This window comes from Noviherbaspirillum saxi (genome assembly GCF_003591035.1).
Taxonomy (GTDB): Bacteria; Pseudomonadota; Gammaproteobacteria; order Burkholderiales; family Burkholderiaceae_D; genus Noviherbaspirillum; species Noviherbaspirillum saxi.
The window spans coordinates 1283425-1309087 of record NZ_QYUO01000002.1; the positions used below are offsets into that span (position 1 = coordinate 1283425).

20 protein-coding genes are annotated in these 25663 nt (G+C 58.0%); 15 read left to right on the plus strand and 5 right to left on the minus strand.

Annotated features, from left to right (window positions below; genetic code table 11):
• Position 1: 1 nt before the first annotated feature.
• Complete coding sequence (locus tag D3871_RS21570) at positions 2-1060, minus strand: cytochrome c oxidase assembly protein (RefSeq protein WP_119771092.1); 1059 nt, start codon at positions 1058-1060, stop codon at positions 2-4.
• A gap of 169 nt (positions 1061-1229) precedes the next feature.
• On the opposite strand from D3871_RS21570, the gene D3871_RS21575 reads away from it, so the two are divergent.
• From D3871_RS21575 to D3871_RS21605, 7 genes are all read left to right on the plus strand, one after another.
• Positions 1230-2219, plus strand: a complete 990-nt coding sequence (locus D3871_RS21575) for a cytochrome c oxidase subunit II (protein WP_233575757.1) — start codon at positions 1230-1232, stop codon at positions 2217-2219.
• The gene (gene ctaD / locus D3871_RS21580) at positions 2216-4732 is read left to right on the plus strand and encodes a cytochrome c oxidase subunit I (protein ID WP_119771094.1); all 2517 of its coding nucleotides are present in this window, start codon (positions 2216-2218) and stop codon (positions 4730-4732) included. The genes D3871_RS21575 and ctaD overlap by 4 nt, the downstream gene beginning before the upstream one ends.
• Before the next feature lie 3 nt (positions 4733-4735).
• Positions 4736-5080 (plus strand): hypothetical protein, encoded by a 345-nt coding sequence (locus tag D3871_RS21585; RefSeq protein WP_119771095.1) that lies wholly within the window; start codon positions 4736-4738, stop codon positions 5078-5080.
• Positions 5081-5262: 182 nt separating this feature from the next.
• Positions 5263-5709: a CBS domain-containing protein gene (locus D3871_RS21590; RefSeq protein WP_119771096.1), complete on the plus strand. Its 447-nt coding sequence runs from the start codon at positions 5263-5265 to the stop codon at positions 5707-5709.
• A gap of 54 nt (positions 5710-5763) precedes the next feature.
• Positions 5764-6417, plus strand: coding sequence for a dienelactone hydrolase family protein (locus D3871_RS21595; protein ID WP_119771097.1), 654 nt, complete (start codon positions 5764-5766; stop codon positions 6415-6417).
• A gap of 193 nt (positions 6418-6610) precedes the next feature.
• Positions 6611-7912 (plus strand): PQQ-dependent sugar dehydrogenase, encoded by a 1302-nt coding sequence (locus tag D3871_RS21600; protein ID WP_119771487.1) that lies wholly within the window; start codon positions 6611-6613, stop codon positions 7910-7912.
• A 384-nt stretch (positions 7913-8296) separates the two neighbouring features.
• A complete protein-coding gene (locus D3871_RS21605) occupies positions 8297-10906 on the plus strand; it encodes a sensor domain-containing protein (RefSeq protein ID WP_119771098.1) in 2610 nt (869 codons plus the stop codon).
• Positions 10907-11445: 539 nt separating this feature from the next.
• On the opposite strand, the gene boxA is transcribed toward D3871_RS21605, so the two are convergent.
• The 4 genes from boxA to D3871_RS21625 all read right to left on the minus strand — a co-directional run bounded on the left by boxA (position 11446) and on the right by D3871_RS21625 (position 16910).
• Complete coding sequence (gene boxA, locus D3871_RS21610; protein WP_119771099.1) at positions 11446-12690, minus strand: benzoyl-CoA 2,3-epoxidase subunit BoxA; 1245 nt, start codon at positions 12688-12690, stop codon at positions 11446-11448.
• Positions 12691-12776: 86 nt separating this feature from the next.
• On the minus strand, positions 12777-14204 hold the full coding sequence (boxB, locus tag D3871_RS21615) for a benzoyl-CoA 2,3-epoxidase subunit BoxB (RefSeq protein WP_119771100.1): 1428 nt from the start codon (positions 14202-14204) through the stop codon (positions 12777-12779).
• A gap of 23 nt (positions 14205-14227) precedes the next feature.
• A complete protein-coding gene (gene boxC / locus D3871_RS21620; protein ID WP_119771101.1) occupies positions 14228-15886 on the minus strand; it encodes a 2,3-epoxybenzoyl-CoA dihydrolase in 1659 nt (552 codons plus the stop codon).
• 118 nt (positions 15887-16004) lie between these two features.
• A complete protein-coding gene (locus tag D3871_RS21625; RefSeq protein ID WP_119771102.1) occupies positions 16005-16910 on the minus strand; it encodes a helix-turn-helix transcriptional regulator in 906 nt (301 codons plus the stop codon).
• A 420-nt stretch (positions 16911-17330) separates the two neighbouring features.
• Between D3871_RS21625 and D3871_RS21630 the strand changes: the two genes are divergently transcribed.
• The 8 genes from D3871_RS21630 (at position 17331) to D3871_RS21665 (ending at position 25523) form a co-directional block, all read left to right on the plus strand.
• Positions 17331-18893, plus strand: a complete 1563-nt coding sequence (locus D3871_RS21630; RefSeq protein ID WP_119771103.1) for a benzoate-CoA ligase family protein — start codon at positions 17331-17333, stop codon at positions 18891-18893.
• A gap of 5 nt (positions 18894-18898) precedes the next feature.
• Complete coding sequence (locus D3871_RS21635) at positions 18899-19705, plus strand: alpha/beta fold hydrolase (RefSeq protein ID WP_119771488.1); 807 nt, start codon at positions 18899-18901, stop codon at positions 19703-19705.
• Between the two features lie 25 nt (positions 19706-19730).
• The gene (locus D3871_RS21640) at positions 19731-20915 is read left to right on the plus strand and encodes an ABC transporter substrate-binding protein (protein ID WP_119771104.1); all 1185 of its coding nucleotides are present in this window, start codon (positions 19731-19733) and stop codon (positions 20913-20915) included.
• 87 nt (positions 20916-21002) lie between these two features.
• Positions 21003-21875, plus strand: a complete 873-nt coding sequence (locus D3871_RS21645; RefSeq protein ID WP_119771105.1) for a branched-chain amino acid ABC transporter permease — start codon at positions 21003-21005, stop codon at positions 21873-21875.
• A 3-nt stretch (positions 21876-21878) separates the two neighbouring features.
• Positions 21879-22940: a branched-chain amino acid ABC transporter permease gene (locus D3871_RS21650; protein ID WP_119771106.1), complete on the plus strand. Its 1062-nt coding sequence runs from the start codon at positions 21879-21881 to the stop codon at positions 22938-22940.
• Positions 22937-23698, plus strand: coding sequence for an ABC transporter ATP-binding protein (locus tag D3871_RS21655; RefSeq protein ID WP_119771107.1), 762 nt, complete (start codon positions 22937-22939; stop codon positions 23696-23698). The genes D3871_RS21650 and D3871_RS21655 overlap by 4 nt, the downstream gene beginning before the upstream one ends.
• Before the next feature lie 13 nt (positions 23699-23711).
• Positions 23712-24413, plus strand: a complete 702-nt coding sequence (locus D3871_RS21660; protein WP_119771108.1) for an ABC transporter ATP-binding protein — start codon at positions 23712-23714, stop codon at positions 24411-24413.
• A gap of 72 nt (positions 24414-24485) precedes the next feature.
• Positions 24486-25523, plus strand: coding sequence for a zinc-binding dehydrogenase (locus tag D3871_RS21665; RefSeq protein WP_119771109.1), 1038 nt, complete (start codon positions 24486-24488; stop codon positions 25521-25523).
• The last annotated feature ends 140 nt before the right edge of the window (positions 25524-25663 follow it).

The window sequence follows — 25663 nt, forward strand, 5'->3', positions numbered from 1 at the left end:
GTCAGCTTTCCGCCCGGACTGGCCTGTGCGGCGCAATCAGCTGCACAGCATAGGCCAGTCCAGCTATCACGAATGCAAAGCCCGCCGGCACCCACATGATGAGACCGCCCAGTTGCTGATCTTCCAGCAGCGTCAATCCCCACTCGGTCGATCTCCCTGCGTACACCGGATACCAGGAACGCGGGGAAAAGGTCAGCAAGGCGCCCAGCATGCCCGTATGGATCGCGGTGGTCAGCACATACAGCACTGCGCCGCCACGATGCAGTTGCGATGCGGAGCCGCTCAATGAAGACCAGAACAGCAGCGAGGAAAGCAGGAAGCTCACGTGCTGCGCCGTATGCATGGCGGCGCTCTCGACACCCGCCTGGAACAGGCTGGGGCTATGCCAACTCCACAGCACCAGCACATGTTGTGACCATGCAAACAGAGGCTGATGCAGCACCCGCCAGATCCGGCCTACCGGTCCGGCCTGCAGCGTGACGGCGATGGCGCCGCGCATTGCGGGAGGGAATGCCCATATGAATGCAGCCAGCGGCTTTCCGGCCACCAGCAACGGCGCCGCCGCAAGCATCAGCAATTCATGCTGCACCATGTGCATGGAAAACAGATCATCCGCCACGACATCCACCGGCGACAGCAGCGCAATGATCAGCACCGCCAGACCGGAGAAATAACAGGCGGCCCGCTGATAGGAAATGCCTGCGCCGCTGCGGGCTTCCCGCCATAGCCGGAACACGCCCAGCGCATACAGCCATGACGCAAGAAACAACCCGACGGCGATGTACGCATCGATGCGCCATACAAGGCAGAGCGCAAGCACAGTGACCGCGGCAAGCAGCTTGAGCGCCATGGCTGCCAACGGCGCGGCGCGTAGCGCAACATGCGCTGCGCATATCCAGCATGATAGGGCGGCGCTGGCCGCGATCCACGCTTCGACCCGCCACGCAGCGAATGCCAGCGTGTCGGCCGATGTGCTGGCGGTATGGGCGGCGGCTTCCGGCATCAGCATGGCGGCGGCGGTAAAGAGAAATGCATGCGGAAATGGAAGACTGGCTCTCATTGTCCTGGCGTGCTGTTCAGTTGAAGCAAGGACTCATGTTTCAGCAATAAGTCTGCCAGCAGCCGGCCTGAATGGTATGCAATGTGCTTGGTACGCGAAAGATCATCGATACGAGGCTGCAAAGACTCGAATATTTTTTCACTTCCACTTCCATTGCCACGCACTGTCGATGCCGTACAGGATCCTGCTGCTATCGCTAATGTTTACCGCCGCGCCATCGCTCGTGCACGGGAATAGCCAGTCGGCATTGGATCCGCAAGGAGAAAACGCACAAGCGATCGCAGAAATCGCCTGGGTATTATTTACCGGTGGCGGCGTGATTTTTGCAATCGTTCTACTGTTTTTGGGCATCGCCCTGTTCGGCGTGCCAACATGGCGTTCCGCCCTCGGCCGCCGCGAACTGATCATCGGCGGCGGTGTGGTCTTTCCGGTCGTGGCGTTGTCCGCCCTGCTCGTCTATACCTTTTCATCCAGAGCCGTCGGCAAGGACGCGCGGGAAGCGACGGTGCGCATAGAAGTGACCGGCGAACTCTGGTGGTGGCGCGTGCGCTATCTCGATCAGGCAGGCAATGCACTCGCCGAAACCGCCAACGAGATACGTATTCCGGCCGGCAATCCGGTGGATTTGCTGCTGACGAGCCGGGACGTGATTCATAGTTTCTGGGTCCCTAACCTCGCCGGCAAGCTCGACATGCTGCCCGGCCATGTCAACCGGCTGCGCTTGTTCGCGGATGCGCCCGGCGTGTTTCGTGGCCAGTGCGCGGAATATTGCGGCGCGCAGCACGCAAAGATGGCGTTCCACGTGCTGGCCGAAACGCCGGACAGCTTTGCCGCATGGCTGGAGATCCAGAAGCAGTCTGCGCCGGAGCCTGCCGAACCCTTGCTTCTGAAAGGCCGACAGCTCTTCCTCGACAACCGCTGCGGGCAGTGCCATGCAATACGCGGCACGCCGGCCGACGGCACACTCGGCCCGGATCTCACCCACCTCGGCAGCCGCATCTCGCTTGCGGCAGGCATCGTACCGAACAATCCTGGCACACTGGCCGCCTGGATTACCGGCGCTCAGTCGCTCAAGCCGGGAAGCCGAATGCCATCCTTCAGGCAATTCAGCAGTGACGACTTGAGCGCACTGACCGCCTATCTTGAAAGCCTGCGGTGAAGCGCTATCCGAACGCTTTGCCGCGTCCTCCCGATGAGCTCGACAGGCTGCGCCAGGCATGGCAGCGGCCGTCCGGCCTGCGTTTTCTTACCGTCGTCAACAATACCTATATCGGCCTGCTCTACGTCGGCACTGCCCTGCTGTTCTTTCTGCTGGCCGGAGTCCTGGCGCTGATGATGCGCACCCAGCTTGCCGTGCCCGACAACGACCTGATCGGATACCAGACCTACAACCAGCTGTTCACGATGCACGGCACCGTCATGATGTTTCTGTTTGCCGTGCCGGCGGTGGAAGCGATGGGTGTGCTGCTGTTGCCGAACATGCTGGCGGCGCGCGACCTTCCCTTTCCTCGTCTGTCCGCCTATGCCTACTGGGCTTATGCTGTGGGTGGCCTGGTGTTTTTCTGCAGCTTGTTCTTCGGCCTCGCGCCGCAAGGCGGCTGGTTCATGTATCCGCCGCTGACGAGTTATGAATATTCTCCGGGCATCAATGCCGATCTCTGGCTGCTCGGCATAGGCTTCATCGAGATCTCGGCCATTGCCGGCGCGATCGAGATCGTGGTCGGTGTGCTGCGCACGCGCGCGCCCGGCATGACACTCGACAAGCTGCCCATCTTTGCCTGGGCGATGCTGGTGTTTGCCGGGATGATCATCTTTGCGTTTCCGGCTGTCATACTTGCCACCATCCTGCTGGAACTGGAGCGCAGTTTTTACTGGCCTTTTTTCGTCGCGGACAAGGGCGGCGATCCCTTGCTGTGGCAGCATCTGTTCTGGTTCTTCGGCCACCCCGAGGTGTACATCATTTTCCTGCCGGCGGTCGGCATGGTATCGATGATGGTCCCGGCAATGGTACAGAAACCGCTCATCGGCCATCAATTGATCGTACTGGCGTTAATCGCGACCGGCTTTCTCAGCTTCGGCCTATGGGTGCATCACATGTTTGCCACCGGCATACCGCAACTGTCGCTAAGCTTTTTTTCTGCCGCCAGCATGGCGGTTTCGATTCCGAGCGGTATCCAGGTGTTCGCCTGGATCGCCACCATTGCAGCGGCCGGCCGCTTTCGAATCCAGGTGCCGCTGCTGTTCATCCTTGGTTTCCTTTTCATCTTCGTACTGGGCGGCCTGACCGGCGTCATGGTGGCAGTCGTGCCTTTCGACTGGCAAGCGCATGACACTTACTTCATCGTTGCGCACCTGCACTATGTGCTGGTAGGCGGTATGGTGTTCCCTCTGTTTGCGGCGTTCTATTACTGGACGCCGTTCATCAGCGCCAGGCCGCTGTCCGAACGTCTCGGCAAATGGGCGTTCTGGCTGATGTTTAGCGGCTTTAATGTCGCGTTCTTTCCCATGCACATAACCGGTCTGGCCGGCATGCCGCGTCGTGTCTATACCTATTCCGAAGAACTGGGATGGGGGCCGCTCAACATGGCATCCACCATCGGCGCCTATGTAATCGCGGCTGGTGTACTCCTGTTTCTGATCGATCTGGTCCTGCACTTTCGCCCGACCACGGGCAAGAATGCCGGAAACGTATGGAATGCCGGCACGCTTGAATGGCTGCCGAACGACACCTATGGCGTGCGCAGCATTCCCATCATCGATAGCCGCGAGCCGCTGTGGGACCAACCCGGACTGGCGGATGATGTGGAAGCAGGTCGTTTTTATTTGCCCAACACAGCGACCGGTGGTCGGGAAACCATCGTCACCAGCGCGATCGATGCACAGCCGCAATACCTGCTGCGCATGCCGGGGCCAAGCTGGCCGCCCCTCTTGGCCGCAGTCGGCACGGCCGGTTTCTTTCTGCTCCTGACGGTGAAATTGATCATTCCCGCGCTGCTGTTCGGCGTAGTGGCAATCGTCATGGTCATCAAATGGCTGTGGAGCACAGACCCGACACCAGCGTTGCCTCCGGTGGACATTGGCGGCGGCATCAGGCTGCCGGTCTATATGGCCGGACCTTCCTCCCATTCCTGGTGGGCGATGGTGGTATTGATCCTGGTGTCGGGATCGATATTCGCGTCCATGCTGTTTTCATATTTGTTTCTGTGGACCGTGTCGCCGGAAGTCTGGCCACAATCGGATGCGATGCCTTCCGGCATGTGGCCGGCTGCCGCGTCGACATTGCTGTTGGCGAGCGGTGCAGGCATCGCCTGGCTCAGCCACAGCCTGAAGCATGACCAAGCCGGACGCAGGATATCCATGGTCATGCCGCTGGCCATGGCCTTGTTAGCCGCATCCGCAGCCGCCGACGGTTACGCTCATTGGCAGAGCGGCCTGCGGCCACAGCACAGCGCGTATGGCGCAGCAGTATTTACTATCATCTCGCTGCAAGGTTTCTTTGTTGCCGTGGTACTGGCGATGGGCATCTATACATACGCGCGCAACCGGTGCGGCTTGCTTGATGGACGCCGCCGCAATACCTTCGATAACACGATGTTGATGTGGTACTACACAGTGGCGCAGGGACTGACCGGCATGCTTCTTGTCCATGCATTTCCCAGACTGACAGGGTAAACGATGTCCGAACCATCGTTTACCCGCAGCATGTTGCGCATATTCGCAGGCCCCATCGTCTGGGCCGTGCATTTCATCGTGATATACGGATTCACCGGCATTGCGTGCGCGCGCCGGACCGCGCACCTGGAGTGGCTAGGCTTGGGCGTGATTGCATGGGGAATCGGTGGCGCGTCCATCGTGGCCGTCGCGACCATCGCGTTCATGCACCTGCATACCTGGCGTACCGGCATGCAGACTAGCGAAAAAGATTTCATCCGCTGGAGCGCCGCCATACTCGGCTTGATTTCCATACTCGCTATCGCTTGGGAAACCTTGCCGCTATTCCTGGTCCCTAAGTGTGAATAGACAGTCATTTCCAGATGCAAGGCAGCCCGGCGCGGCATGAAACCAGCCCTTGATGCAGGAACTTCGCTCCTCCTGCGATCTCGAACTTTGCTCCAGAGGATAGACGCGGCATTCCGCCTCAACCTCGACGGGAATCGCGTCCTCATGGACGATTTCAATCAATCATTGATAGGAGGTTTATCATGCGAGTCGCCGATGCAATGACACGTAATGTGCAGCTGGCAAGCCCAAACGACAGCATCATCGACGCAGCAAAGATGATGGCCGATAGCGATTTCGGTGTGCTGCCGGTGAGCGAGAATGACCGGTTGGTGGGAATGATTACGGACCGTGACATCGTGGTCCGCGCCGTGGCGCAGGGAAAGACTGGCAACACGATGATCAAGGACGTGATGAGCGCGGAGGTCAAGTATTGTTTTGAAGATGATGATATCGACGAGATCGCGCGGAATATGGGCGATTTGCAGATACGTCGTCTGCCTGTCGTCAACAAGGACAAGCGGCTGGTCGGCATCGTTTCGCTTGGCGACGTCAGCAACAACGCCGACATCGCACCAACTGCCGAGGCTCTCTCCGCCATCTCGGAGCCGGCTTCACAACATATCAGCGGAGTTCAGCGTCCGCATTAAGGGCCGCATCGCCTGTCGCCGATGACATAGAAAATTTCCCTTTTCACTGCTGCGATGCAAGCCTTACCCGACGATGTTCGGCCGGTCCATATCGAACCGAACGGAATTGAAGGTCTTCTGGGCATGTGCCACATGCCCAGAGGCTTGATCGTATTTGCTCACGGCAGTGGAAGCGGTCGCTTCAGCCCGCGCAACAATTATGTGGCCGCCGGTTTGCGCCGAGAGGGATTTGCCACTCTTCTGCCTGACTTGCTGCAGCCGGGTGAAGAAGAAATCCGCTCCAAGGTATTCGATATTCCCATGCTGGCGTCGCGCTTGCTGGAAGTGATGCAATGGGCGCAGCGGCAACCGGAAACGAAACATCTTCCGGTCGCGTTCTTCGGCGCGAGCACGGGCGCGGGAGCGGCACTTGTAGCTGCAGCAAACGCGGATATCGATATTGCCGCCGTCGTCTCCCGCGGCGGCCGTCCCGATCTGGCCGGCGATGCGCTCACACACGTAAGGTGTCCGACGCTGCTGATCGTCGGTAGCCTGGATGCGCCGGTTATCGCGCTGAACCGGCAGGCATTGCTGCAACTGCCGGTCAGAAAGGATCTGGCCATCGTGCCGGGCGCCAGTCATCTCTTCGAAGAAGCCGGTACGCTGGACGAAGTCCTTCGCCTCGCCGCTGCCTGGTTCGCCGAGGTTTTCCCGGACAAGACCGCATGAGCAGCCATGCTCCTCGCTTCATGATCAGGCCCGGATTGACGCTCATCAAACAAGACATCGGTTTTTCCTGGACAGCGGAATCTGTGTCATCAGGTCACTCACTAAATAAAATCCTGCGCCGAAAGCAGCGTGTAGTGTGTTCCGTCATACCGTCACTCAGGAGAACAAGATGCAACATGCTCTTCTTACCGCGATGATTGCACCCGTCCTGCTTGCATCCTGTGCCCTGACCGATCCACAGGCGCTCCCGGTGGAGGCTGGCATGGGGCCAAATCCCACATTACCCGCTCCCGACCGCGATCTGGTCCCCACTGTCCATATCGCTCCGGCCAAGGGATGGCCAGCCGGCGCCGAACCGACGCCGGCTGCGGGATTTAGCGTGACGGCACTGACAAGGGATCTGGATCATCCGCGCTGGCTATACGTCTTGCCGAACGGCGATGTCCTGGTCGCGGAAAGCGATGCGCCGCCCAAGCCGGAAGATAACAAGGGCATCAAGGGTCTGGTCATGAAGGAAGTCATGAAGAAAGCGGGTTCCGGCACACGCAAAAGCGCAAACCGTATTACCCTGCTGCGCGATACCAATGGTGATGGAGTGGCCGACGTCAGAACCGTTTTTCTCAAGGACTTGAATTCGCCGTTTGGCATGGCGTTGATAGGCAACGACTTGTATGTGGCCAATACCGATGCGGTAGTCCGGTTTCCCTACAGACAAGGGCAGACCGAAATAAACGGAAACGGCACCAGGATCGCCGATCTCCCGGCGGGACCGCTCAATCATCACTGGACCAAGAACATCATCGCCAGCCGTGACGGAAAGCATCTGTACGCAACGGTTGGTTCCAACAGCAATATCGGGGAGAACGGTCTCGATAATGAAAAGGATCGCGCCGGCATTCTTGAAATCGATCTGGCAACCGGCAAGTCACGGGTATTCGCTTCCGGCCTGCGCAATCCCAATGGCATGGGCTGGCAGCCGCAAAGCGGGCAGCTCTGGACCGCGGTCAACGAGCGGGATGAACTCGGCAATGATCTCGTCCCGGACTACATGACTGTGGTCAAGGACGGCGGCTTTTATGGCTGGCCTTACAGCTATTTTGGTCAGCATGTCGATGAACGGGTAAAAGAAAAACGGCCCGATCTGGTCGCCAGGGCCATCGTCCCCGACTATGCCCTGGGATCACATACCGCTCCTCTCGGGCTTGCATTCTATGAGGGAAAATTGTTTCCCGATCAGTATAAAGGCGGCGCATTCATCGGCCAGCATGGTTCCTGGAACCGCAAGCCGCACAGCGGGTACAAGGTAATATTCGTCCCCTTTGCCGACGGCCGTCCTTCTGGCATGCCGATCGATGTTCTGACCGGCTTTCTAAGCCGCGACGGTGAGGCATTCGGCCGCCCGGTAGGAGTTGCCGTCGACAAGCTCGGCGCATTACTGGTCGCCGACGACGTCGGGAATGTCGTGTGGCGGGTCGCGCCCTCTGCCGGGAAGTGAGCAGTGTTTAGCGCCGGGCGGTGATACCTTGGGACGGGTACGGTTTGCCGAGCTGCGTCGTGATCGACGGGAATGCACCTGGAAATCATTTTAGCTCTTTACCCAATGCATGAATCTCGAGGCTGACAGCGCGAATTCCGGAGTTGCTAATCCTCACGAATATCTTCCCAAAGGATATTTAATTCTAAACGGCAATTAGAAATGTAGTTTCAGAAAAAGTCATCGCGCATTGCTGTCCAATAGTGCTAACCTGTCGAGAACCGCCGAAATATTCCCAGGCGGTTTTTACGTTCGCAATGAAGAACCGCACAATCAGAATATGTTCTTCCTGCGCATCATGGTCCATGACATCTTTTCGATGCGGACACTGCCGCATGCCGACCGATGAACCTCGATCTCCAGCAGCTAAGGCAAAAAATTGAAGCGCTTGAAACAAGACTTCAAGAAAAAACCTCTGCCCTGGAGAATGCCGAACGCATGCTGGTGGAAAACTCAGCGCAGCAGCAGCGCACCGCCGCGGAACTGGCGGAAACGGCGATCATATATCGCACCACTTTTGACAATGCCGCAGTGGGTATCGCCCACGTCACGCTTGGAGGACGGTGGTTGCGTATCAATCAGTTTTTTTGCGAGATGCTTGGTTATAGTCCGGAGGAATTACAAGCCAAGACGTTTCAGGAGATTACTCATCCGGATGATTTGGATGCGGATCTGAAGTGCCATAAAGATGTGCTGAGCGGAAAGATCGCATCCTATTCGATGGAAAAGCGCTATATCAGCAAGAGCGGAGGCGTCATCTGGGCTCATCTCAGCGTCTCTCTCGTACGCGATGAGGCCGGGCACCCCAAGTTCTTCATCTCCGTCGTGAAGAATATTGATCGCCGAGTGCGTGCGAATGCCGAAGTCGAGCAAAGCCGGGCGCGGCTGAAAGCGGTCCTGGACAGCTTGAGCGAAGGGGTCGTCGTTTTTTCCGATGACGGCAAGCTGCTTGAGGCAAATCGGGCCGCCCTCCAACTATTCGGCTATAAAAAATTGGATGAAATCCACTCGAGGGCGCCCGAGCTCGATGAATTGTTCGACGTTCGCACGTTCGAAGGCAGAAAGGTGCCATTAAGGCACTGGCCAGTTTCTCGGCTGCTTCGCGGGGAATCGGTATCCGGCATCGAATTGACGGTTCACCGGCGCGACATGAACAAGACGTGGATCGCCTGTTTTTCCGGAAGTGTCGTCAACAACAGCCGGCAGACGGCTCCGCTTGCGGTGCTCACGGTACAAGACATTACCAAGCGACGTATGGCCGAAACCGCGTTACGCGTCAGCGAGGAACGACTCCGCCTTGCCTTCGACAACATTCCCGACATGGTCGTGATCTACGACATGGAACTGCGCATTCAGTACGCAAATCTGGCGGCAATGGAAAGCATGGGCAAGAGCGCCGCAGAGTTGATCGGGCGTCGTGATGTCGATATTGCTCCGCAGTCCGTGATTCTGCTGTGGCGACCGCTTCTGCATGCCGCATTGGAATCCGTCGCGATACAGAGCGACGACTTTGACTACCCTTCCAGTAGTGGATTGCGCAATCTGGCCGTTACCTGCGTACCGATCACGGAGTCAAGCGGCGTGGTGCGCGAAATTCTGGCGATTTGCCACGACTACACCGAACGGCGCCAGGCGGAAGAACAAGTTCGCCAGGCTGCATTGCATGACCCGCTGACCGGCTTGCCGAACCGTGCGCTGATGTTTGAATACGCGCGCCACATTTTTGCCGCCGCCAACCGGCACGACCAACAGGTTTCCGTCATCTTCATTGACCTTGACCGCTTCAAGCCGATCAACGATATCCACGGTCACGAGGTAGGCGATGCCGTACTCCGTCAGATCGCCAAGCGCTTGCGCCAGACCATACGTGGCGAAGACATCGTATTCCGGCTTGGCGGCGATGAATTTCTTGCATTGGTGCCGCATGCAAACGACGCGAATGCCGGCGACAAGGTCGCCCGTCATTTGATGGATGCGATCAATAGGTCTTATCAGGTCGGCTCGCTTGACTTGTCGTTAACGTGCTCGATCGGGATCAGCATATACCCGCGTGACGGTACTGAAGTTGACGCGCTGGTCAGTCATGCCGATGCAGCGATGTATCTCGCCAAGCAGATGGGACGCAACAACTTCCAGTTCTATACCGCGGCGCTGGCTGAGCGGGTGCAGGCGCAATCCCTGATCGAACAAGGCATCAAGTCGGCGTTGACACGCCATGAATTCTGTCTTTATTACCAGCCGCTGGTTGATATGGAAACCAGCCAGGTGGTGAGTGTCGAAGCCCTGTTACGCTGGCCAAAGAACGGCATGACTCCGGACCGATTTGTCCAGGTGGCGGAAGCGACGGGGCTGATCGGCAGTCTTGGAGAATGGGTGCTGTCGGAGGCTTGTCACCAGCACACGACATGGAAAAATGAAGGATTGCCTGCGATACCGATCGCTGTCAACGTGTCGCCGATGCAGTTCAGAAAAAAGGATTTTTCCGCGGATCTGGAACATGTCATGAATCGGCACCACATCAACCCGGCCGCCATACAGATAGAACTGACCGAGACCGCAGTCATGGAAGACATCGACCACGCGATCACGATCCTGAATCATTTCCGGAAAAAGGGCATCAAGATTTCGCTTGACGATTTCGGCACCGGATATTCCAGTTTGAATTATCTGAGCCGTCTGCCGCTCGACAAGATCAAGGTCGACAAGTCTTTCGTTCACCGCCTGGAAAATGATACGGCAAGCCGGGCGATCACGGAAGCCATCATTGCCCTGGGCCGTACGCTCAATCTTGAAATCGTCGCCGAAGGCATCGAGTCGGAATCCGTGCTGCAGTATCTTCGCACGCATGGATGTCATCAGGCGCAGGGCTATCATGTCTGCAAACCCATGCAAGGGAATGCATTCCTCGCCTGGTACCGGGCGCATACCTCGCCCAATGTCGCGGGCCTGCACTGAGTTTCGTAAGAGTTGACCCTATCGATCCGATACAAGCCGTTCGCTTTGGCTATAAAAAATGCGCTCTTCCTCTGCGGACAAGGCGTGAGTCAGAAAGATGGAGCCGGCATCGGCGGGGACGTTTGCGCCACAATGGGGACATGTAATGCACCCGGCTTCGGCTAACGCGGATAGTGCAGCGTTGAATCTGTTGACCTGAAACGGTCGACCGCAATCCTGTCGTGAGCAACGTCTGAACACAAGCGCCTCCTGAAGTCAACAATGCAAAGCAATGCGACGGAGTTCCAGAATAGTTCCTGCTTTCAATATTGCAAGAACTATTTCGTGGTCTTGAATGGCGGCAGTAGTGAACATTGCCCATCGGCAATAAATTGTCGGCTTAGGCGCCGCGCAGGAATAACTTGTGCAATTTGGCGGACGTCGCGGGAGGCGCTGCAAGGCGGGAGGAGGAGCCATAGCGAGCTATGGCGACGACGAGCAACGCCGTAGCGCGCCCGCTACGGCCAGCAAAATTGTGCAAGTTATTCCTGCGCGGCGCCTTAGTAAGTCTCGACGTGCAGTCGGCCTTCGTTGACCATCCGTGCCGACAACGCAGTCCATTCCAGCCCGTCTGCCATGCACACCTCGCGCAGGGCATCCATGACACCGGTTTCCATTCCTTTCAGACCGCAAATGTAAAGATAGGTATCGCCCTTGAGCAGTTCGGCGACCTCCTTGCCGGCTTGGCGCAGCTTGTCCTGCACGTAAGTCTTGGGTTCTCCAGGAAGACGCGAAAAGGCGAAATGCTTGTCGATGAAATGTGCAGGGAGCTTCAGCAGCGGTCCGAAGTAAGGCAGTTCTTCAGGGTTGCGTGCGCCGAAGAACAGCATCAGTTTTCCATCGACCTTTTTCCCCGCCGCTTCCAGCCTGCGTCGCTGTTCGGTCATTGCGCGCATCGGCGCGGAGCCGGTACCGGTACAGATCATCAGGATATTTGAGCCGGCATGATTGGGCATCAGGTAGTTCGTTCCGAAGGGGCCGGCCACCTGCACCGTCGCACCCTTGGCAAGATCACACAGATAGTTCGATGCGACGCCGAGCGTGGAATTGCCTTCATGGTCTTCGACCACACGCTTGACCGTCAGCGACAAATTGTTGTATCCCTCGCGTTCTCCGGTACGGGGACTGGCCACCGAATACATGCGCATGTAATGCGGCTTTCCGCCGGCATCGGCGCCTGGCGGGATGATGCCGATGGACTGGCCTTCCAGAATCGGAAAAACCTGCGTGCCAAAATCGAGCACGATATGGTGGATATCGCTGGTTGCGTTGGGATCGGTCAATCGGTAATTGCCTGCGATGGTCGCAGTGATCGGCGCCTTGAGGGTGTACAGATTGACGTAGGGATGCGCTGCGGACCAGGGTGGTACAGCCGACGTCAGTGAAGTGGCAGCATTGAGTTGGATGCCCTCCTCTTCGGCGTCGGCCGAATTGTCGGATGCCGCCTGATCCAGCACGCTGGCATCGACGTCCTGCTTGGGCGGTAACTCGTCCCAAGTCAGTTGCTCGTCGATGGAATATGCCGATGCCTTGGGCACGATATGCCAGTGGTCGATCGAGCCGGTCGGACAGGGCGAGATACAGGCACCGCAGGCATTGCAGACATCGGCTTTCACCACATAGTTGCGACTGTCATGCGTGATTGCGTCGACCGGGCAAGTCTCTTCACAGGTATTGCAGCGAATACAGACTTCGGGATCGATCAAATGTTGACGGATGAAGGCGATCGGTTCGGGAGCATTCATGGCGGTCAATCGGTCAATGGTGCTTGGGTGTTGGCGCGCGCAAGGCGTCGGTTCATTCTATGCGCGCGCCGGACGGTGCGGCGTTGTCAATTGAAGCGTACATATTCGAAATCGATCGGCTGGCGATTGATGCCGACCGGCGGCGGCGCAATCCAGTTCGCCATCTTTCCTGGCTCGATCACCCTTCCCATGAGCGACGCGACATAGGCACGGTCTTCTTCGGTCGGCAACCAGTCACGTACATTGGACGCCCATTCCGCTTCCGACACCAGACGCCCGTCCGGCGATACCCGATGGCCGGCGAAGCTGCCGATATGACGGTTGAACGCCTTGTGCGGGGTTTGCAGACGGAAATTCAGTCCAGCTTTTTCGATGATACGGTTCCAGCGGCCAACGCCCGCGATCGAATCACGGATGTAATCGTCGCGCAGCACTTCATTGAGCGAGTTCAGCATCGGTACTTCCTTTTCCACGATGGAGCCATTGGAAATTTCCAGGATTTTGTACTGATGGCTCTTCAGCACATGATCGTCGTCGCGCTTGGTTTCCTCATAGCGCCCCTTCAGGCCTGCGCTGTAAAACGTCGCGGCGTTGGACGACTGGTCCGCGCCGAACAGGTCGACGGTCACGCTGAAATGAAAATTCAAATAGCGCTGTATCGTTTGCAGATCGATCACGCCATGCTTGCGCACTTCGTTCGGATCTTCAATGCGATGCTGCTTCATGATGTCCACGGTACGCTGGATCACGCGCGCAATGCCGGATTCACCGACGAACATATGATGCGCTTCTTCGGTCAGCATGAAGCGGCAGGTGCGCGACAGCGGATCGAAACCCGATTCTGCCAAGGCATTCAACTGGAACTTGCCGTCGCGATCCGTGAAGTAAGTAAACATATAGAAAGCTAGCCAGTCGGGCGTTTCTTCATTGAAGGCTTCTAGAATGCGCGGATTATCCTGGTTGCCGGAATTGCGCTGCAATAGGGCTTCGGCTTCCTCGCGGCCATCGCGCCCAAAGTATTTGTGCAGCAGGTAAACCATCGCCCACAGGTGACGTCCCTCCTCCACGTTAATCTGGAACAGATTGCGCATGTCATACTGGGACGGCGCGGTCAGGCCCAGATGGCGCTGCTGTTCCACCGAGGCGGGCTCGGTGTCGCCCTGCGTGACGATGATGCGACGCAAGTTGGCGCGGTGTTCCCCTGGCACATCCTGCCACGCCGCCATGCCCTTGTTTTCACCGAAGTTGACCTTGCGGTCTTCTTCCTGCTGGGCGAGAAAAATGCCCCAGCGGTAGTCCGGCATCTTCACATGACCGAAATGCGCCCAGCCATCAGGCGTGACACTGATCGCGGTACGCAGGTAAACGTCGAAATTGGTCGAGCCGTCAGGGCCCATGTCCTGCCACCATTGCAGATAATTGGGCTGCCAGTGTTCCAGCGCGCGCTGCAGGGTTTTGTCTTCGGCCAGGTTGACGTTGTTCGGAATTTTTTCGCTGTAATCGATTTTGCTCACGGTGCGGTCCTTGATGAAGTCGTTTAAACGCGGTTCAAATCAAACTGTGCCTTGGTACCGGAGCCATACACCTTGAGCGCTCCCAGCTCGCCGACAGCATTGGGACGAATGAAGATCCAGTTCTGCCAGGCGGTGAGGCGACCGAAAATACGCGTTTCCATGGTTTCCTTGCCGTTGAACCGAAGATTGGCTTCCATGCCGGTCAATGCATCGGGCGACATGCTCGCGCGTTCTTCCAGCGCCAGGCGGGTTTCATCCGCCCAATCCAGATCGTCGGGATCCGCAGTGATCAGGCCGAGTTCCATCGCCCTGGCGGCGTCGAGCGGCTCACCTTTGGCTTCGCGCACGCGTTCAATGGTCGATTCGTCGCCGTAAAAGCGACGCGCCAGACGGGATTCTGCGGTCACCATCGGATAAACGCCGAAGTTCAGTTCCGACAACGCTATCCGGGGAGCCTGTTGCGGATCATCGGGAAGCGCCAGCATGTAACTGCGGTCGGCTGCAAGCGCGACTTCAAGCAGCGTGCCGGCAAAGCAGGAACCGGATTCGATAAAGGCAAACAGAGAGCGCGACGTGACATCGAGCCGCGCTAGCGTACGGCGCAGGAAGCCGACAGTTTCGCGTACCAGCCAGTTTTCCCTGTTGGCAGCGATGGTTGCATCGACGTCAAGTACAGCCTGCGCATTGCCGGAGGATTTCAATACCCAGGTGCCGATGTCCGGTTCGTTGGTGCGAAGATGAAGAATGGCGTCATCCAATTCGCGCGCGAATTGCAGCGGCCACCACCTGACACCTGCAGCTTCGATCCCGGCGGCATCCTTCGGCTGCGCGACGGTGGGCGACTTCACAGTAAGGGTGGCAGTACGGTTGGCGCGATCAATGGCGATGCTGACGAATTCATAGTCGACTGCATTCTCCGACTGTGTTCGCTTCAGGGGAGTGAGCTTGACGCCGTTAGCCTGTGCAGGACGCGCGCTTTTACCCGCAAGCGCGAGCGCATGTTTGCGCACCGTGTCGGCGAATTGCGCGGGCTTGGCGATCTCGTCGACCAGCTTCCAGTCCTTGGCGCGCTGACCGCGCACGCCTTCGGACGTCGTACAAAAGATATCCGCATGATCGTGGCGCACCTTGCGCTTGTCGGTCAGGCGTGTCAGCCCGCCGGTCCCCGGGAGCACGCCCAGCAACGGCACTTCCGGCAGGCTGACCGACGATGAGCGGTCATCGACCAGAATGATTTCATCGCATGCCGCAGCCAGTTCGTAGCCGCCGCCGGCGCAAGCGCCATTGACGGCAGCAACAAACTTGAGCCCGCCATGCCGGCTTGAATCCTCCAGGCCGTTGCGCGTTTCGTTGGTGAATTTGCAGAAATTGACTTTCCAGGCATGCGACGACTTACCGAGCATGAAGATGTTAGCGCCGGAGCAAAAGACGCGATCGCGACCGCCGGTAATCACCACCGTACGCACGGTCGGATGCTCGAAGCGGATGCGCTGCACGGCGTCGTGCAATTCAATATCGACACCGAGATCGTAGGAATTCAGCTTGAGCTTATAGCCTTCCTTCAAGCCGCCGTCTTCATCCACGTTCATGGTAAGCGTCGCGATCTGACCGTCGACAGCCAAGGTCCAGTGCTTGTAACGCTCGGGGGATGTTTCGTAATTGATTTGCGGTGCGGTGCTCATACGCTCCTCGGTGAAGTATGCTGCATGCCTCTATAGTCAAAAGCACTATATTGCAGCAATATGAGGGTGTCAAGCATAAACCTGAATGGAACCGGGCAGTCGCCCGGCCCATCGCGACTCAATACTGAAGCTGAACCGCTTCCCGCAACTGATCCATCAGGCCGAAGAACGCGGTCTCCTGCGTCATCTCGCTGGTACTGAATGTCTGGTCCGCCTTGGAGTAAAACGCGGCGCGACTTTCCAGGATGCTTTTGAGGTCTTCCATCGCCTCGCGGTTGCCGGACATCGGGCGCGTATCGCCCTGGGCTAGCACCCTTTCCATATGGTCTTTTGGCGATGCCTTCAGCCACACGGTATAGCAATGCGAAAGCAAAAGATTGAAGGTCGCAGGATCCGAAACGATGCCGCCCGGCGTGGCAATGACTGCACGGGGAAAGCGCTGGATGATGTCTTCCAGCGCTCGGTATTCATAGCGGCGATAGGCACTTGGACCGTACAGCGCATGAATTTCAGCAATACTGCAGCCGGCGAGCGTCTCGGTATGGCGGCTGAGTTCGACGAAAGGCACCATCCAGTGATCGGCCAGCATTCTTCCCAGGCTGGACTTGCCCGCGCCGCGCAATCCTATCAGTGCGACTCTCTGCCGCCGCGCCGTCTCGCTGGTGGGCGCATCGAATACGCCGGCCAGCGTGGACCGTGCCTTGGCAAGTTCATCGTCGGATCGCCCGCGCAGGATTTCACGGATCATCAGCCATTCCGGCGACGTCGCCGTTTCGTCGCCGATCATTTCCGCCAGCGTGCAATTGAGCACGGTGGTCAGCTGCCGCAAAAATTGTATGGTCGCGTTGCCGACACCGGATTCGACGTTAGCCAGATGGCGTTCCGACACGTTGGCAAGCTTGGCCAAGGCCTTGCGGGTGAAGCCTCGACGGGAACGCAATGCGCGCAGGCGCTCGCCCAATGCCACAAGGAATGGATCTTTTTCCTCGTCCAGGCTCTCCTCCAATACATTCGACGCAGTCATGCGTATCCGTTTCTCCGTAAGTTGATCCAAACCATTATCAGCTCTCGGCATTATCGCAAAAAAACCATTGCATGCGGCTATGCCTTAAATGAAATATAGTCGGCAATACGACTTGACACATGCAAGATAATACACCTACACTCGCCGCAGAAGCATTCGATAGCAAAACTTTACTACCATGCACTTATACCAATCACTAAAGGTGCCAAATGGGCGTTGCTCGCTTTCAAGGGCTGGTTAGCCAAATCACCGTAGAAATCGCTTCCATTCCACTCGATTCGTCGCTGAAGCGCCATGTTAACGTGCCGCAAGGCGCGATCCAATTTATCGCCGCAGCATGAACTTGCGATAGCTATAGAGGATCACGATCAAGCAATTAAAGCCGCGAGCCGACTGCATCGCGGCACATGGAGAGAGAACATGAGCCAGCCTGCCGCAGTGCTACCACAACGCTTCAATTTCGCGCGTCACCTTCTCGAACTCAATACGGAACGTGCCGCCAAGACAGCATACATCGACGACCACGGGCGGATGAGCTATGGCGAACTCGAACAGCGGGTACGCCGCTTCGCCGCTGGGCTGCTTGCCAGCGGCATACGTCGCGAAGAACGCATTCTTGTCGTCATGCATGACACCAACGACCTGCCGGTGGTATTCCTTGGCGCGCTCTTTGCCGGTGCGGTTCCGGTGCTGGTCAATACCCTGCTGCATGCCGAGGATTATGCCTACATGATCGAGCATAGCGGCGCAAAGGCCGTGTTCCTGTCTCAACCACTGCTGTCATGCATCAAGGAAGCGCTTAGAAAAACCGATGCACGGCCGGAACTGGTCGTGTCGGGCAGCACCTTGGGCGAGCAAGGCTTGTTCGACATGGCCGATCTGCTGGCCGCGGAACCCCTGGCAATGACGGCATGTGCCAATACGCATGCCGACGATTTTGCCTTCTGGCTGTATTCCTCCGGCTCTACCGGCCGTCCGAAAGGCACCGTGCATTCGCACGGAAACCTGTTCTGGACCGCCGAACTGTATGCCAAGCCGGTGCTGGGCATCGGGAGCGACGACACGGTGTTTTCCGCCGCCAAGCTTTTCTTTGCGTATGGTCTCGGTAACAACCTTACTTTCCCGCTCAGCGTTGGGGCGACGGTCATTCTCATGGCCGAACGGCCCACACCGCAAGCCGTGTTCAAACGGCTTGTGGAATATAAACCGACGATTTTCTACGGTGTGCCGACGCTGTATGTAGCCATGCTTGCATCGGAGGAGTTGCCAAGGAAAGAAGATGTCGCGCTGCGCATCTGCACATCGGCTGGGGAAGCGCTGCCGCGCGAAGTCGGCGAACGCTTCCGTAAACATTTCGGCTGCGACATTCTCGATGGCCTGGGTTCGACCGAAATGCTGCATATTTTCATTTCCAACAGGGCGGGCAGCGTGCGCTACGGCAGCTCGGGACAACCCGTACCTGGTTATGACATTGAACTGCGCGACGACAGAGGCCAGCCGGTAGCGCCGGGTGAAATCGGCGACCTGTACATACGCGGCCCGAGCGCAGCCTTGATGTACTGGTGCAACCGCGAGAAAACCCGCTCCACTTTCATCGGCGAATGGCTCAAGAGCGGCGACAAGTACACCATGGACGCCGATGGCTATTATGTTTATTCGGGCCGCAGCGACGACATGCTCAAAGTCAGCGGGCAGTATGTTTCTCCCATTGAAATCGAAAACGTCCTGATCGAACATCCATCAGTGCTTGAATGTGCGGTCGTCGGCAAAACCGATGCCGAAGGCTTGATCAAAACCGCCGCCTATGTGGTGCTCGTCAAAGGTCAATCGGGATCGCCGCAACTGGTGGATGACCTCAAGGCTTTCGTCAAAGGGAAACTCGCGCCGCACAAGTATCCTCGCGACATAGAATTCGTTCCCGAATTGCCGAAGACCGCGACCGGCAAGATCCAGCGCTTCAAGCTGCGCGCCTTACAGGGATGATATGCATGACGACCGAATTGCACCAGCCGCACACCGAATTTGTTGAAATTGTCTGGCGCGAAAAGCCGCTGCATATGGAGTATCAGTGGGTCGGGGTCAGGGAATCCGCCTATCCGGTTGTGGTATTCCTGCATGAAGGGCTTGGCTCCATCGCACTGTGGAAAGATTTTCCGCAGCGCCTGTGCGAAGCGGCTGGATTGACCGGGCTGGTTTTTTCTCGCTACGGGTACGGCAATTCCACGCCGCGCCCGCATGAAGAACGCTGGCCGGTCGGTTTCATGCATGCGCAGGCGCATGAAGTTCTGCCGGCGCTGTTTGCAGCGCTGGACATACACAAGCCGTGGCTGTTCGGCCATAGCGACGGCGGCTCGATCGCGCTGCTCTACGCGGCGCGTTTTCCCGACGCAGTGAGCGGAATTGCGGTCGCTGCGCCGCACATCTTTGTCGAGGAGTTGACTATCACCAGCATCGAGCAGGCGCGGGAAACTTATCTGTCCACCGACCTGCGGGCGAAGCTGGGGCGCTATCACGCCGATCCCGATTCCGCGTTCTGGGGCTGGAACAATATCTGGCTCGATCCGGCCTTCCGCGCCTGGAACATAGAAGACGATTTGCCGCAGATTTCCTGCCCCGTACTTGCCATGCAAGGCGAAGATGATGAGTATGGTACGCTAGAGCAGGTTCGCGGCATCCAGCGTAAAGTGCCGCAGACTCGCCTGCTGGTAGTGCCTCAATGCGGACACTCTCCGCACCGGGACCAGCCCGAAGCGATCATCAAAGAAGTCGCTCGATTCATCGTCAGTTCGACCTGACCGCATTCATCATAAGGAGACAGCCGTGAAGTATTTCAGCAAGCCAGCCATCACACTTAGTATCGCTGTTGCAGTTGCCACGCTATCGACCACACCGCTTGCCGTCGCGCAGTCCCAGGCGCCGATCAAGGTCGGATTCATGCTGCCCGCCACCGGTACCTTTGCCAGTCTTGGCAACATGATAGAAAACGGATTCAAGCTGTACGTCAATGAACAGGGCGGAAAGCTGGGTGGACGTGAAATTCAGTACTTCAAGGTTGATGACGAATCCGATCCGGCCAAGGCCACCGATAACGTCAACAAACTGATCAAACGCGATCAGGTTGATGTGCTGGTCGGCACCGTCCATTCCGGCGTCGCGCTTGCCATGGCCAAGGTCGCACGTGAAACCAATACGCTGCTGATCGTCCCGAATGCCGGCGCGGATGTCATTACGGGGGCGATGTGCGCCAAGAACATCTTCCGCACCTCGTTTTCCAACTGGCAGCCGGCGTACGCGATGGGCAAGGTCGCGGCGGAGCGCGGCCACAAGAAAGCCATGACGATTACCTGGAACTACGCGGCTGGCACGGAATCGGTCAAGGGCTTCGCGGAAGCCTTTGAAAAGGGCGGCGGCAAGGTCACGCAAAGCCTGACATTGCCGTTCCCGAACGTTGAATACCAGGCATTGCTGACAGAAATCGCCTCGCAGAAGCCGGATGCGGTGTATGCATTCTTTGCCGGCGGCGGTGCGGTCAAGTTCGTCAAGGATTACGTCGCGGCCGGACTGAACAAGACGATTCCGCTGTACGGTCCGGGCTTCCTCACCGACGGCACTCTTGAAGCGCAAGGCGCGGCCGCACAAGGCATGATCACCACCCTGCACTATGCGGACAATCTGAATACGCCGCGCGACAATACCTTCCGCCTTAATTTCGCCAAGGCCTACAAGACCAATGCCGACGTCTATGCGGTGCAAGGCTACGACGCTGCGCAGCTGCTCGCCAGCGGCTTGAAGGCAGTCAATGGCGACATCGGCAAGCGCGACCAGTTGGTGCAAGCCATGCGTAGCACAACAGTCGACAGCCCGCGCGGCAAGTTCACGCTGTCGCCGGCGCACAATCCGATCCAGGACATCTACCTGCGCGAGGTCAAGGGCAATAACAACGAAGTCAAAGGCGTGGCAATGAAGGCGCTGGCCGACCCGGCCCGCGGCTGCAAACAGCTTTAAGCCCACCCTCACCGTACTGGCGCGGCTTGCAATGGATCGCAAGGTATTGCAAGCCGCTCCCTTCCCTTTCACCGAGCAAAGTGTGTGATGGACATTTCGACGTTCCTGGTCCAGTGCCTGAATTCAATCCAGTATGGCTTGCTGCTTTTTCTGGTCGCCAGCGGATTGACGCTGATCTTCGGCATCATGGGCGTGATCAATCTGGCGCACGGCAGCTTTTACATGATCGGCGCCTACCTGGCGTTTTCCATCGCGCCGTTTTTCGGCAATCATTTCATCGCCATGCTGCTGGCCGGCGTCGCCTTGTCGGCCCTGTTCGGCTTCTTCCTTGAGTGGATCTTCTTCAGTTACCTGTACCAGCGTGATCACTTGCAGCAGGTACTGATGACCTATGCGCTAATCCTGGTATTCGAAGAGTTGCGCAGCATCCTCGTCGGCAACGACGTGCACGGCGTCAAGGCGCCTGACTGGTTGTCCGGCGGCGTGTCGCTGGGCGGCATCATGACTTATCCAATCTATAACCTGTTTGCCTCCGCCGCCTGCATCGTCGTTGCGATCGGCCTGTACCTTGTCGTCAACCGCACGCGCCTGGGCATGATGATCCGGGCCGGCGCAAGCAATCGCGACATGGTGCGCGGGCTGGGCATCAACATTCGCCTGCTGTACCGCATCGTGTTTGCAGCAGGCGTCGCGCTGGCCGCGCTGGCGGGCATGATCGCCGCGCCGATGGCCTCGGTATACCCGGGGATGGGCGGGCATGTACTGATCGTATGTTTTGTCGTGGTCGTGATCGGCGGCATCGGCTCCATATCCGGTGCGCTCATCGCTTCGCTGCTGGTGGGCTTTGTCGATACCTTCGGCAAAGTCTTTTTCGCCCAGTTGAGCGGCATCGGCATTTATGTGCTGATGGCGATTATTTTGATCTGGCGTCCGGAAGGCCTGCGCAGCAAAGGATACTAAGTCATGGGCACTTCCATTGCCGCAACCAATGCCGTGATGCCGGGTGCCACGCCCCGCTTCGGATGGCTTGCTCCGCTGGCGGTCCTCGTCATCCTGGCTGTCCTGCCGATGTTTCTGTCATCGTATTCTCAGGACCTGGCGGTCAAGATCATCATCTATGCAGTCTTCGCACTCAGCCTGGAATTGCTGGTCGGCACCACCGGTCTTGTCAGTCTCGGCCACGCCGCCTTCTTCGGCATCGCGGCCTATGTCACCGGCCTTGCGTCGCCCGAAGCGGAAGCCGGTTCGATACTTGTGCTGCTTCCGTTGGCCATTCTGATCGCAGGCGCCTATGCGCTGGTGGTCGGAGCGCTCAGCCTGCGCACCAAGGGTGTCTATTTCATCATGGTCACGCTGGCCTTTGCGCAGATGGCCTACTACGTATTTCATGACACCCCGATCGGCGGCGGCAGTGATGGCATGTATCTCACGCTGCGGCCGGCATTGGCGCTCGGAACCACCACACTGATCGACCTGGACAATGCGCGCCATCTCTATTTCATGGCGCTGGGTGCACTGGTCTTCACCTTCGGCCTGCTCGCGCTGGTGCAGCGCTCTCGCTTCGGCCATGCGCTGGCCGGCATTCGCGTCAATGAACAGCGCATGCGGGCGGCCGGCTTCCAGACTTACTGGTATAAGCTCGCCGCCTTTGTGCTTGCCGGCATGCTTGCAGCTCTCGCCGGATTTCTGATGGCGGCAAAGAACGGCGTGGTCAATCCAGAAATGCTGTCATGGCATGAATCGGGCGCCGTGCTGCTGATGATCATTCTCGGCGGCCTCGGTTCGCTGCGCGGTGCGGTGATCGGCGCAATGGCATTCGTGCTGTTGAAGGAGTTTTATTCATCGGAAGCCATATTCGGTGACTTTGCCGCACGCTGGCAGTTGACGCTGGGTCTGACCATGATTTTCTTCGTTGCGCTTTTGCCCAAGGGATTGATCGGCCTGTCATCGCTCGGTAAGCGCTTCGGACGTGCATCGGCAGGCAGGCCCGCGACCGAAGAGCAAGCTGAGGGAGCGGATAAATGACTATCGACGCGACAGGCGGAGCACTGCTTCAGGCGAGCGGCCTCACCCGACGTTTCGGCGGCCTGAAGGCAGTCAATAACGTGTCGGTGGATCTGCATGCTGGCGAAGTGCATGCGGTCATCGGGACCAATGGCGCGGGGAAATCGACGCTGATCAACATGTTGTCCGGAGAAATTGCCGTATCGAGCGGGACGATACTTCTCAAGGGGACCGACATTACGCATCTATCCCAGCCCAAACGCGCACGCTGGGGCATAGGCCGCAGCTATCAACGCACCACAATCTTTCCAACCTTTACCGTGCTGGAGAATTGCCGCCTGGCCGCGCAGGCAGCCTATCAGCGATCCTGGGCCATATGGGAATCGGCCGGACGCTGCGAGCAGAGCACCGCCGTTGCGCGCCGCGCGCTCGATGACGCCGGTCTGGGAGATGCCGGCCATCTGCCGGCGGGCAGCATGAGCCACGGCAAGAAGCGGCAGCTGGAGATCGCCATGTGTCTGGCCACCGCGCCGCAGGTGCTGCTGCTCGACGAGCCGCTGGCCGGCATGGGTGCGGAAGAAACCGAGCGCATGCTTGCATTGCTGCAGAACCTCAAGCGCTCCCATGCCATCCTGCTGGTCGAGCATGACATGGACGCGGTGTTTCGTGTTGCCGATCGCATTACCGTCATGGTCAACGGCGAAGTCATCGCCAGCGATGTGCCTTCCGCCATCCGCAGCAATCCCGATGTGCAGGTCGCCTATTTGGGCGAGCATTGATTCCGAGGCTGTAGTGCTACAGATAAAAACACTCAACACCTACTACGGCGACAGCCATATCCTGCATGGCGTGGATCTGGATATCCCGCGCGGCAAGACGGTTGGTCTGCTCGGCAGAAACGGCATGGGCAAAACCACCTTGATCCGCTCGCTGATGGGATATGTTCCCGCCGCCTCCGGTTCGGTCTCATGGCTAGGCAAGGCTGTTACCGGTCAGCCACCGGAAAAAATGGCAAGGCTGGGAATAGGTTATGTCCCCGAAGGACGAGGCATCTTCCCCAATCTCTCGGTACGCGAAAATCTGCTCATGAGCGCCCGCCCGGGACCAACGGGCCGGCATGACTGGACCTACGACAGGGTACTCGACATTTTTCCGCGCCTGAAGGAAAGACTGGATCATGGCGGGCAGCAGTTGTCCGGCGGCGAACAGCAAATGCTGTCGATAGGACGCGCATTGATGACCAACCCCGACCTCCTGATTCTCGACGAGGCCACCGAAGGTCTTGCGCCGTTGATCGTGCAGGAAATCTGGCGCGTGATCGCAACGATACGCGCAACCGGTATCAGCGCGTTGATCGTCGACCGCAATTATCGCGCGGTGCTGGAACACACCGATTCGGCGGTGCTGCTTGAGAAAGGCCGCGTTGTGCTGCAAGGCGAATCGAACGCCTTGCTCGGCACACCGCAAGAGCTGGCGAGATATCTGGGCGTGTAATACACACCCCGCCATGTATATGCTTGAAGAGCGGTCGGCATCCACTCTTGCTCTTACTGAAAGAGGCCTTCCATGAAAGCTGCATATATTACCGGTCACGGTGGCAACGAAGTAGTGGAGATTGGCGAGCGCCCTGATCCCATCCGCCGTCCGGGCGAGGTACTGGTGCGTATGCATACAGCGACGCTTAACCGGGTGGACTTGTACATGCGGGACAGCGGCGCCGGCATTACGCATAGCCTGCCTCAAATCATGGGACTCGACGGCGCGGGCATGGTCGAGGAAACCGATGCCGGGGAACGCAATCTGCATCCCGGCCAGCGCGTCGTGATTCATCCGGCCACCTGTTGCGGCAGATGCGAATTTTGCCAACGCGGAGACATCGTTCTTTGCCGGTCGGTACGCTACCTTGGCGAGCACTGCGACGGCACGCTTGCAGAATATGTCGCCTTACCCGCATCTAATGTATTTCCCATGCCTGACGCGCTGGATTTCTCCGAGGCTGCAACACTGGGCGTCACCTATCTGACCGCATGGCGGATGTTGTTCAGCAAGGCCCGCGTCAAGCCTTGGGAAACGGTGCTCATCTTCGGCATCGGCGGCGGCGTATCGCTTGCCGCTTTACAGTTAACCAAGATGACCGGCGCCAGAACCATCGTCACGTCGCGTGATGATGAAAAGCTTAAACGCGCGTTGTCGGTGGGTGCCGATCATGCAATCAACAGCGCGTCGCAGGATGTATCCAAGACAGTGATGGAACTGACATCGGGGCGCGGCGTGGATGTGGTTATCGAAAACGTCGGTCAGGCAGTGTGGTCCAGTGCGCTGAAATCCCTGGTTCGCGGAGGACGCCTGGTCACATGCGGAGCAACGAGCGGCGACCAGCCGCCTGCGGATCTGCGCCGGGTATTCATCCGGCAGCTTGAGATACTCGGTTCGACACTCGGAAATTTCAGCGAGTTTGCCGATCTGCTGAGCTTTGTGAAGCACACATCGTTGCGCCCTGTTGTGTCATCGCGCTATGAACTGGATGAGATTCATGCGGCGCTGGACCATCTTGAATCGGGCAGGCAGTTTGGAAAGGTGGCGATCGAGATCAGCGCGGCATAATTTCTTGCTCAAGACGATGGAATCCAGGGCCGCTCAGCCGGGGTTCTCAAGACAGAAATTCGCGGGCGCGATTGACTTCAGTCATCGCCGCAAAGCGGCTACCGGAATGAAATAACTCTGTTTCTCGATACTTTATTTGC

Bases quoted from the DNA above. Each gene is read 5' to 3' on its own strand.
- D3871_RS21570 (WP_119771092.1), bottom strand. From the start codon at position 1,060: ATGAGAGCCAGTCTTCCATTTCCGCATGCATTTCTCTTTACCGCCGCC.
- D3871_RS21575 (WP_233575757.1), top strand. From the start codon at position 1,230: ATGCCGTACAGGATCCTGCTGCTATCGCTAATGTTTACCGCCGCGCCA.
- D3871_RS21585 (WP_119771095.1), top strand. From the start codon at position 4,736: ATGTCCGAACCATCGTTTACCCGCAGCATGTTGCGCATATTCGCAGGC.
- D3871_RS21590 (WP_119771096.1), top strand. From the start codon at position 5,263: ATGCGAGTCGCCGATGCAATGACACGTAATGTGCAGCTGGCAAGCCCA.
- D3871_RS21595 (WP_119771097.1), top strand. From the start codon at position 5,764: ATGCAAGCCTTACCCGACGATGTTCGGCCGGTCCATATCGAACCGAAC.
- D3871_RS21600 (WP_119771487.1), top strand. From the start codon at position 6,611: ATGATTGCACCCGTCCTGCTTGCATCCTGTGCCCTGACCGATCCACAG.
- D3871_RS21605 (WP_119771098.1), top strand. From the start codon at position 8,297: ATGAACCTCGATCTCCAGCAGCTAAGGCAAAAAATTGAAGCGCTTGAA.
- boxA (WP_119771099.1), bottom strand. From the start codon at position 12,690: ATGAATGCTCCCGAACCGATCGCCTTCATCCGTCAACATTTGATCGAT.
- boxC (WP_119771101.1), bottom strand. From the start codon at position 15,886: ATGAGCACCGCACCGCAAATCAATTACGAAACATCCCCCGAGCGTTAC.
- D3871_RS21625 (WP_119771102.1), bottom strand. From the start codon at position 16,910: ATGACTGCGTCGAATGTATTGGAGGAGAGCCTGGACGAGGAAAAAGAT.
- D3871_RS21630 (WP_119771103.1), top strand. From the start codon at position 17,331: ATGAGCCAGCCTGCCGCAGTGCTACCACAACGCTTCAATTTCGCGCGT.
- D3871_RS21635 (WP_119771488.1), top strand. From the start codon at position 18,899: ATGACGACCGAATTGCACCAGCCGCACACCGAATTTGTTGAAATTGTC.
- D3871_RS21645 (WP_119771105.1), top strand. From the start codon at position 21,003: ATGGACATTTCGACGTTCCTGGTCCAGTGCCTGAATTCAATCCAGTAT.
- D3871_RS21650 (WP_119771106.1), top strand. From the start codon at position 21,879: ATGGGCACTTCCATTGCCGCAACCAATGCCGTGATGCCGGGTGCCACG.
- D3871_RS21655 (WP_119771107.1), top strand. From the start codon at position 22,937: ATGACTATCGACGCGACAGGCGGAGCACTGCTTCAGGCGAGCGGCCTC.
- D3871_RS21665 (WP_119771109.1), top strand. From the start codon at position 24,486: ATGAAAGCTGCATATATTACCGGTCACGGTGGCAACGAAGTAGTGGAG.